This is a genomic window from Stenotrophomonas sp. 05L44_2, from assembly GCF_056665995.1.
Map to the genome: position 1 here is coordinate 1 of NZ_JBFTNR010000087.1, position 8,509 is coordinate 8,509.

Below are 8,509 nucleotides of genomic sequence, written 5' to 3' on the forward strand. Positions count from 1 at the left end.
ACGTTGATTCGGCAGGTGCAGGGCGCAGCCCTGCCGGACCGCCTCCGGTGGTTGCAGCAGCAACCGAAAAAATTGGCCATGATCAACCGACCCCCACGTCGTACGGCCCGCCCGTTCCGCCAGCCATGCCCGAATACCGCTCCCGCACCTCCACCGCCGGCCGCAACATGGCCGGTGCCCGCGCCCTGTGGCGTGCCACCGGCATGAAGGATGGCGACTTCCACAAGCCGATCATCGCCATCGCCAACTCCTTCACCCAGTTCGTGCCCGGCCACGTGCACCTGAAGGACCTTGGCCAGCTGGTCGCGCGCGAGATCGAACAGGTTGGCGGCGTCGCCAAGGAATTCAACACSATCGCCGTSGAYGACGGCATCGCCATGGGCCACGRCGGCATGCTGTACTCGCTGCCCAGCCGCGAGATCATCGCCGACGCCGTCGAATACATGGTCAATGCCCACTGCGCCGATGCGCTGGTGTGCATCAGCAACTGCGACAAGATCACCCCCGGCATGCTGATGGCGGCGCTGCGCCTGGACATCCCGGTGGTGTTCGTCTCCGGCGGACCAATGGAAGCCGGCAAGACCAAGCTGTCCGAGCACAAGCTGGACCTGGTCGACGCGATGGTCGTCGCTGCCGATGACAGCGCTTCGGACGAGAAGGTCGCCGACTACGAGCGCAGCGCCTGCCCCACCTGTGGCTCGTGCTCGGGCATGTTCACCGCCAATTCGATGAACTGCCTGACCGAAGCACTGGGCCTGTCGCTGCCGGGCAACGGCACCACCCTGGCCACGCATGCCGACCGTGAAGCGCTGTTCCGTCGCGCCGGCCGCCTGATCGTCGAACTCTGCCACCGCTGGTATGGCGGCGAAGACCCGCGTGCGCTGCCGCGCGGCATCGCCACCCAGGCCGCGTTCGCCAACGCCATGACCCTGGACATCGCCATGGGCGGCTCGACCAATACCATCCTGCACCTGCTGGCCGCCGCGCAGGAAGGCGAGGTCGACTTCGACCTGACCCACATCGATGCACTGTCGCGGCGCGTGCCGCAGCTGTGCAAGGTGGCACCGAACACGCCGAAATATCACATCGAGGACGTGCACCGCGCCGGTGGTGTGTTCGGCATCCTCGGTGAACTGGATCGCGCCGGCCTGCTGGATACCTCGGTGCCGACCGTGCACAGCACCACGCTCGGTGAAGCACTGGATCGCTGGGACGTGATGCGCAGCGACAACGACACCCTGCACACCTTCTTCAAGGCCGGTCCCGCAGGCATTCCCACCCAGGAGGCCTTCAGCCAGGCCACGCGCTGGCCGTCGCTGGACCAGGATCGCGCCGAAGGCTGCATCCGTGCGCTGGAACATGCCTATTCGCAGGAAGGCGGGCTGGCCGTGCTGCGCGGCAACCTCGCCGTCGACGGCTGCGTGGTGAAGACGGCAGGCGTGGACGAATCGATCCACGTGTTCGAAGGCAATGCGCGCGTGTTCGAAAGCCAGGACGCCGCCGTGGCCGGCATTCTTGCCGATGAAGTGAAGCCCGGCGACGTAGTGGTGATCCGCTACGAAGGCCCGAAGGGCGGCCCGGGCATGCAGGAGATGCTGTACCCGACCAGCTACCTGAAGTCGAAAGGCCTGGGCAAGCAGTGCGCATTGCTGACCGACGGCCGATTCTCCGGTGGCACCTCGGGCCTGTCGATCGGCCACGTTTCGCCGGAAGCGGCCAGCGGCGGTGTGATCGGACTGGTGGAGGATGGCGACCGCATCCGCATCGACATCCCGGCCCGCCGCATCGACCTGCTGGTGGAGGAGGCGACGCTGGCCCAGCGCCGCGCCGACGCCGATGCACGGGGCTGGAAGCCGCGCGCACCGCGACCACGCAAAGTCACCAGCGCGTTGAAGGCCTATGCCCTGCTGGCCACCAGCGCCGACAAGGGCGCCGTGCGCAACACCGCCCTGCTCGGCGACTGAAGATCGGTAGTGCCGGCCGCTGGCCGGCAGCTGCAGCGCACGTTGCCTGTCGTGCCGTCCAGTGGTCGGCACCGTCCACCCCAGGGGTGCATCATGTGCGGCCCCACACATGGACGTCCTGATGCGCCGTTTCCTCAGCCTGATATCGCTGGCACTGGCCACTGCGTCCACGCCGGCGTTCGCCGACGAATGCCGCTTCGACAATCATGCCCAACTGCTGGCGATGTCTCCGGCAGCATTCGACCACGGCCCCGGCGAGGGTTGGGACGCGCTGGTCCGGCGCGCCGGCTGCCAGTTGGAACTGGCTGACCTGTTCGCCGCATACCGGCGCCAGGCCAAGGCAAGCGGCCACCCAGCGTTGGCCTGGCACGAGGCGCAACTGCGCGCCTACGCGGGGCAGCGCGATCCGGCCAGCGCGCTGATGCGCTTGACGTACAAGCCGGCGGGCGCCGATCCGGAAGGATGGAACCATTATGTGGATGCGACCATCGCCTTTCTCGACGACGACCTGCCGGCACTGCGACGTGCCCGCGCGCGGTTGGCGACGCTGCCGCTGCCGCCGGGCGCCACGCTCAGCGACGGCATCGCCGGATTGCAGACCAGGCAAGGCCCGCAGCGCGTCGCATGGCCGCCGCGGCTGCAGACCGTGGATGACCTGATCCGCTGCATGTACCGGCCCTACGCACTGGCATTCGAGTCGTGCCCGCAGTCGCAGGCCTGAAAGGCTAAACGCCCTGCTCGCGCGGCCGGGTCAGAGCCCTTCCTGCGGAGGGGATCTGACCCCGCAGCTCAGCCGATGGTGCGCTTGAACGGCGGCAGCGCGTCGATGATGCGCTTGCCGTAACGGCGGGTCAGCAGGCGCGAGTCGAGAATGATCACCCGCCCGGTGTCGGTGGAGGTGCGGATCAGGCGGCCGGCGAACTGGGTCAGCGTGCGCAGCGCATGCGGGATCGCGATCAGGTTGAACGCATTGAGCCCACGCGCTTCCACCCATTCGCTCAGGGTGGCGGTCTGCGGATCGGTCGGCACCGCGAACGGCACCTGGGTGATCACCACCGTGGTGCAGGCCTCACCGGGAAGATCCAGGCCTTCGCCGAACGAGTTCAGCCCGAACAGCACCGAACCCTCGCCGGCGGCGACACGGCGCAGGTGTTCATCGATCATGCGCGTCTTCGACATCTCGCCCTGCACCAGCACCTGCTTGCGCTTGGCGGCCGGCATCAGGCCCGCCACCTTCTCCATCTYCCAGCGCGAGGTGAACAGCACCATCGAGCCCTTCGTCCAGTCCAGTTCCTTGCCGATGTAGCGCGCCACTTCGCGCGGATGGCCTTCGCGGTCATCGGGCGTGACCGGGAACGGCGGCACGATCAGCTCGGCCTGGTTGGGCAGGTCGAACGGTGAGGACAGCGAGACCATCTCGGCGGTTTCGGGGATGCCGTTGTCGATCGCCAGCGCCTGGAAGTCGCCGCCACCGGTCAGCGTCGCCGAGGTCATCACCACCGAATCCACTTCATCCCACAACAGCTTGCGCAGCACGTGCGCGGCCGACACCGGCGAGCCATGCAGCACCAGGTCGCCATCGCGGGTGGCGGTCACCCAGCGTGCCATCGGTGGCGCGCCTTCCTTGTCTTCGCGGCGCCAGACCTGCCACAGGTTGTACTGCTGCTCGATCATCTCCAGCGCCATGCCGAGGTTGCGCTGCAGGCGCTCGCGCGCCGGATCGTCCGGCTTGCCCTTGGCGACCTGCGCGGTGGCCGCGTGCGCCCAGTTGTAGAGGCTGCGGGTATCGTCGGCCAGCGCCTCGATCGGCTCGCGCCAGGCCTCGGGCAGGCGTCCGTTGGCCGCGCGCCACATCGGCTCCTCGTCGGCCGGCGCCGGCATCCATACCGCCTCGACGTGGTCGCGGAACGCACGCAGACCCTTGGCCACGTTGCTGGCCGCGTCGATGGCTTCGTTCGGCAGAAGGTTGCCGAGGCGATCCTTGTCGACCGCGCGGTAGGCACCGGCGATCAGGATCTGCAGGCGGCCGGTGCGCTTGGCCATTTCATCCAATGCCAGGCTGGCCGCGCCCTGATCAATGGCCACATTGCCAACATGGTGGCCTTCGTCGAGCACCAGCAGCATGTCCGACGGCGCGGCGATCATCGGCTGGCCGTTGTCGCTGTCACCAATGGACAGCGCCGACAGCAGCAACGCGTGGTTGGTGACCACGATCTGCGCATCGCGCACGGTGTTGCGCGAGCGCAGCACCGCGCACTGCGCCGAGTACGCGCAGCGTCGCCCCGCGCAGCCTGAGGCCGGGGTGGTGATGCGGCTGCGCAGGCCAGGACTGATGGTTTCCGGTGCGTTGTCGATGTCGCCGTCCCAGCTGCCGCTGGTGAAGGCCACGGTGAGGCGCTTGGCGATGTCCATCTCGATCGGCGCCAGCGGGCGGTCGAACAGCGGCTGCTCGTCCTCGAACATGCCGTTCTGCGCGCCCTCGCCGTGCGCCTCGGCGGCGTTGCGCGTGCACAGGTAGCGGGTGCGGCCCTTGGCCAGGGCAACGGTCGCCTCCAGGCCGGTGGCCTTGAGGAAGTTCGGAATATCGCGCTCGACCAGCTGCGACTGCAGCGCCACGGTACCGGTGCTGATCACCAGCTTCTTCTTGCTGGCCAGGGCAATCGGCACCCCGGCGGTCAGGTAGCCCAGGCTCTTGCCAACGCCGGTCGGTGCCTCGACCACGCCCACGCCTCCGCTGGTGGACAGCGCACGCGACACCACGCCGATCATCTGGCTCTGCGAGCGGCGGGTGGAGAAGCCGGGGGTGTTGGCCTGCAGCGTCGTGTACGCCTTGCGGATCGCGTCCTTCAAGGTGTCATCGAGCTTGCGTGGAGCGGCGACGGTTTCGGTCACGCCAGAACTACCGTAGCGGGGTCAGGCCGGCCATTGTCGCATGGCCGGCCACGGGCTCCGAGGCGCGGGCGCTGAACAGGGTCAGCCGCGTCGCACGATGGCTGGATGCACGCCCCGCAACGCTACCGACGCGGCCAAGGCCGCCATCGGAGTCAGGGTGTAGCGGCGCGCAGCCGCAGCAACCGTACCAGCGCCCAGACCAGCAGGACCGTGCCGACGGCATCCAGCATCGCCAGGCCGAAGTGCACCACGCCCAGCACGGTGCTCAGCTGCGAGATCGCGCCGAAGTCACCGTTGCTGACCATCCACATCGGCACCAGGTTGGCCAGCAGGCTGCCCATGCTGGACGCCAGCAACAGCAGCAGGCCGGTCAGCGCGCCGGTACGTGCCGGATCGCGCGGCGCGCCCATCACCCAGACCAGGCCGACGCACAGGGCAATCAGCACCGGCAGGCGCACGCCGACCATGGTCAGCAGGGAGACCATCAGAGCCTGGGTATCCATCGATCAGTCCTGCCCGGCGAAGGCGCCGGCACCGGCGCGCAGCTGCTGGTAGACCTCGTCGGTCTGCGGGCGTACGGCATGCCACTGCAGGAAGCTCTCCGCCGCCTGCTCGACCAGCATGCCCAGGCCATCGACCGTGTTGCGGCACTGCGCGGCGCGCGCCCAGGCCAGGAAGGCGATGGCGGCCTCGCCGTAGTTCAGGTCGACGGCCGTGGTCATCGAATTGACCAGCGACAGCGGCAGCTTGAACTCGGCGTCGCGATCGCGGCCGGCCGAGGTGGCGTTGAGGATCAGTTCGAAATCACCGAGGTCGCGCAGATCGTCCCAGTAGCGGCTGAGCGCGCGGCCCGGCTCGCCCATGGCATCGATCAGTTCATCGGCACGTTCCGGCGTGCGGTTGACCACCACCAGTTCGGTGATGCCGGCATCCAGCAGCGCCGGAGCGACGCTGCGCGCGGAACCACCGGCGCCCAGCAGCAGCACGCGGCGGCCGCGCAGGTCCAGGCTGTGGCGGTCGGTGAGGTCACGCACCAGGCCGATGCCATCGGTGGTGTCACCGTGCCAGCGGTCGCCCTTGCGCAGCAGGGTATTGACCGAGCCGGCGCGGCGCGCGCGTGCGGTCAGCGTAGTGCACACCGAGAACGCCGCTTCCTTGTGCGGCGAGGTGACGTTGGCACCGACCCCGCCTTCGGAGGCGAACGCCTCCAGCCCGGCCAGGAATGCGTCCGGGGCGAGATCGATGCTGCGGTAGTCGAGGGAGATGCCTTCCTGGCGACCGAACGCCGCATGGATCTGCGGCGACTTCGAGTGGGCGACGGGGTGTCCGAAGACGGCGTAACGATCGGTCATGGAATCCTCAAGCTGGCTAGACTGGTGCTCTTTCGTGCATGGACCTGGATGATGCGTATCGCCCCGACCCTGCTGGTGCTCGCCGCCAGTCTACTCTCTGCCCCGGTGGCGATGGCGTTGAACGAGTACGGCATCGAAGGCATGGGCGTGGTCTCCACCCGTGCCGATGAAGGCCGGGCCACGATCAGCGCCGATGGCCAGCGCATCGTCTTCGCCCGCCGTGGCGAGGCCGGCTGGGGGCTGTGGCAGGCGAGCGTGGTCGACGGCCGCTGGCAGCAGGCGCAGGCGTTGCCGCTGGCTGTGTCCGGCGAGGTGCGCGATCCGTATTTCAGCCGCGATGGCCGCTGGCTGCTGTTCGCCGCAGGCCGCGAGGGCCGGTCGGGGCTGTACCGGGCGGCGATCGCCGCCGATGGCAGCGTGGGGGCGCCGCAAGCGCTGGCAGGCGATGGTGTCCGCCATGAAGAGCGCGGGCCGGCATTGAGCGCGGACGGGCGACAGCTGCTGTTTGCCCGCCAGCAGGGCCGTGGTGCCGGCTGGGACCTGTTCGTGGCCTCGTTGGACGCGCAGGGCGTGCGAGGCCCGGCGACGGCATTGCAGGCATTGARCAGCCCCGCCGATGAAACCGATGGCGACTGGCTGGGCAGCGCTGGCGCGGTGGCCTTCAGCCGGGGCAGCGGTGACACCGCGCAGGTCTGGACCAGCGGTTGTGCATGGACGGGCGCTGCGCTGCAGCCGATCGGACTGTCGTTCAACCAGGCCGGCGGCTGGACCGGTGCGCCGGTGGTCGACAACGCCAAGCCGGGCGAAATGATGGTGGCCAGCAGCGCGGCGAAGTCGCCCCGCGCCGGTGGCGTGGATGTATACCGGCTGGCCGTGCCGAAGGTGGCGGCAGTGCCCGCGTGCATGCAGTAGATCCACGCCATGCGTGGATGACGGTTCGGTGGATACCGACCGCCCCCCCCGCTCCGGTAGGTGCCGACCTTGGTCGGCACAGAAACAAAACCGCCAACCAAGGTTGGCGGCTACCAGTAGATCCACGCCATGCGTGGATGGCCCGGGTCCCGGGCCACGGCGCTCAGCGCGACAGCACCTTCGCGCGCTGCTGTTCGTACTCCGCTTCGCTGAGCTGGCCTTTGTCCTTGCGCCGGTTCAGTGCGGCCAGTTCGGCCTGCACGCTTTCCGGCACGGCCTGCTCGCGGGCGACCCGGGCCGCAGCGGAGAGCTGCTCGGGCGGGCGCCGCGCGGCGCGCCAGGCAGCAACGAACACGCCGACGATGATGGCCCCGAACACCAGCGTACCGGTGCCCCAGATCAACCATTGCATCCAACCCATTTCAGGTCCCATCGCGTGTTCCTCCGTCCGTCGTGGGCGCTATTGTCAGCGCTCGCGCAGCCAACGCGCCACCTGCGGCGCGAAATAGGTCAGCACGCCATCGGCGCCGGCACGCTTGAAGCCCAGCAGCGATTCCAGCACGCAGGCGCGCTCGTCCAGCCAGCCGTTGGCGAACGCCGCCTTCATCATCGCGTACTCGCCACTGACCTGGTAAGCGAAGGTCGGAACCCCGAAGGTTTCCTTCACCCGCCGCACCAGGTCCAGGTACGGCATGCCCGGCTTGACCATCACCATGTCCGCGCCCTCCTCCAGGTCCAGCGCGATCTCGCGCATCGCCTCGTCACCGTTGGCCGGGTCCATCTGGTAGGTCTTCTTGTCGGCCTTGCCGAGGCTGGCCGCGCTGCCCACCGCATCGCGGAACGGACCGTAGAACGCCGACGCGTACTTGGCCGAGTAGGCCATGATGCGCACGTTGAGGTGGTGGTCGGCGTCCAGCGCACGACGGATCGCACCGATGCGGCCATCCATCATGTCCGACGGCGAAATGATGTCCGCGCCTGCCTCGGCATGCGACAGCGACTGCTTGACCAGCGCTTCGACGGTGATGTCGTTGAGCACGTAGCCCTTGTCATCGATGATGCCGTCCTGGCCGTGCGTGGTGTACGGATCCAGGGCCACGTCGGTCATCACCCCCAGCTCCGGGAAGCGCGACTTCAGCGCGCGGATCGCACGCTGCGCCAGGCCGTCCTCGGCCCACGCCGCCGAGGCGTCCAGCGACTTCTGCGAGGCATCCAGCACCGGGAACAGGTCGATCACCGGGATGCCCAGTTCCAGCGCCTCCTCGGCAACCTTCAGCAGCTCTTCGATCGACAGCCGCTCCACGCCCGGCATCGACGGCACCGCAACGCGACCGGCCGGTTCGTGCACGAACACCGGATAGATCAGGTCGTCGGTGGTCAGCGTGTTCT

General features: G+C 68.5%; 8 protein-coding genes. 3 read left to right on the forward strand and 5 right to left on the reverse strand.

The window, feature by feature from the left end; translation table 11 throughout:
- Positions 1-125 precede the first annotated feature (125 nt).
- A complete protein-coding gene (gene ilvD, locus AC1VAN_RS04880; RefSeq protein ID WP_480985365.1) occupies positions 126-1,964 on the forward strand; it encodes a dihydroxy-acid dehydratase in 1,839 nt (612 codons plus the stop codon).
- Between the two features lie 121 nt (positions 1,965-2,085).
- Positions 2,086-2,685 carry a hypothetical protein gene (locus AC1VAN_RS04885; RefSeq protein ID WP_312964989.1) on the forward strand — a complete coding sequence of 200 codons (600 nt, stop codon included), beginning with the start codon at positions 2,086-2,088 and terminating at the stop codon, positions 2,683-2,685.
- A 68-nt stretch (positions 2,686-2,753) separates the two neighbouring features.
- Here AC1VAN_RS04885 and dinG read toward each other — a convergent pair whose 3' ends face one another.
- The 3 genes from dinG to aroE all read right to left on the reverse strand — a co-directional run bounded on the left by dinG (position 2,754) and on the right by aroE (position 6,208).
- Positions 2,754-4,856 carry an ATP-dependent DNA helicase DinG gene (gene dinG, locus AC1VAN_RS04890; protein WP_480985366.1) on the reverse strand — a complete coding sequence of 701 codons (2,103 nt, stop codon included), beginning with the start codon at positions 4,854-4,856 and terminating at the stop codon, positions 2,754-2,756.
- Between the two features lie 152 nt (positions 4,857-5,008).
- Entirely contained in the window at positions 5,009-5,359 is a 351-nt protein-coding gene (locus tag AC1VAN_RS04895) for a hypothetical protein (protein ID WP_088101842.1), read from the reverse strand.
- A gap of 3 nt (positions 5,360-5,362) precedes the next feature.
- Positions 5,363-6,208: a shikimate dehydrogenase gene (gene aroE, locus AC1VAN_RS04900; protein ID WP_033832490.1), complete on the reverse strand. Its 846-nt coding sequence runs from the start codon at positions 6,206-6,208 to the stop codon at positions 5,363-5,365.
- 48 nt (positions 6,209-6,256) lie between these two features.
- Between aroE and AC1VAN_RS04905 the strand changes: the two genes are divergently transcribed.
- Positions 6,257-7,120, forward strand: coding sequence for a hypothetical protein (locus tag AC1VAN_RS04905; RefSeq protein ID WP_480985367.1), 864 nt, complete (start codon positions 6,257-6,259; stop codon positions 7,118-7,120).
- Positions 7,121-7,283: 163 nt separating this feature from the next.
- Here the strand turns inward: AC1VAN_RS04905 and AC1VAN_RS04910 are convergent, their stop codons facing one another.
- Together AC1VAN_RS04910 and hemB are read right to left on the reverse strand one after the other, a co-directional pair.
- The gene (locus AC1VAN_RS04910; RefSeq protein ID WP_312963134.1) at positions 7,284-7,553 is read right to left on the reverse strand and encodes a gas vesicle protein GvpG; all 270 of its coding nucleotides are present in this window, start codon (positions 7,551-7,553) and stop codon (positions 7,284-7,286) included.
- 33 nt (positions 7,554-7,586) lie between these two features.
- On the reverse strand, positions 7,587-8,509 hold a 923-nt coding region (gene hemB / locus AC1VAN_RS04915), incomplete at its 5' end, for a porphobilinogen synthase (protein WP_480985368.1).

Bases quoted from the DNA above. Each gene is read 5' to 3' on its own strand.
- AC1VAN_RS04885 (WP_312964989.1), top strand. From the start codon at position 2,086: ATGCGCCGTTTCCTCAGCCTGATATCGCTGGCACTGGCCACTGCGTCC.
- AC1VAN_RS04910 (WP_312963134.1), bottom strand. From the start codon at position 7,553: ATGGGACCTGAAATGGGTTGGATGCAATGGTTGATCTGGGGCACCGGT.
- AC1VAN_RS04895 (WP_088101842.1), bottom strand. From the start codon at position 5,359: ATGGATACCCAGGCTCTGATGGTCTCCCTGCTGACCATGGTCGGCGTG.
- aroE (WP_033832490.1), bottom strand. From the start codon at position 6,208: ATGACCGATCGTTACGCCGTCTTCGGACACCCCGTCGCCCACTCGAAG.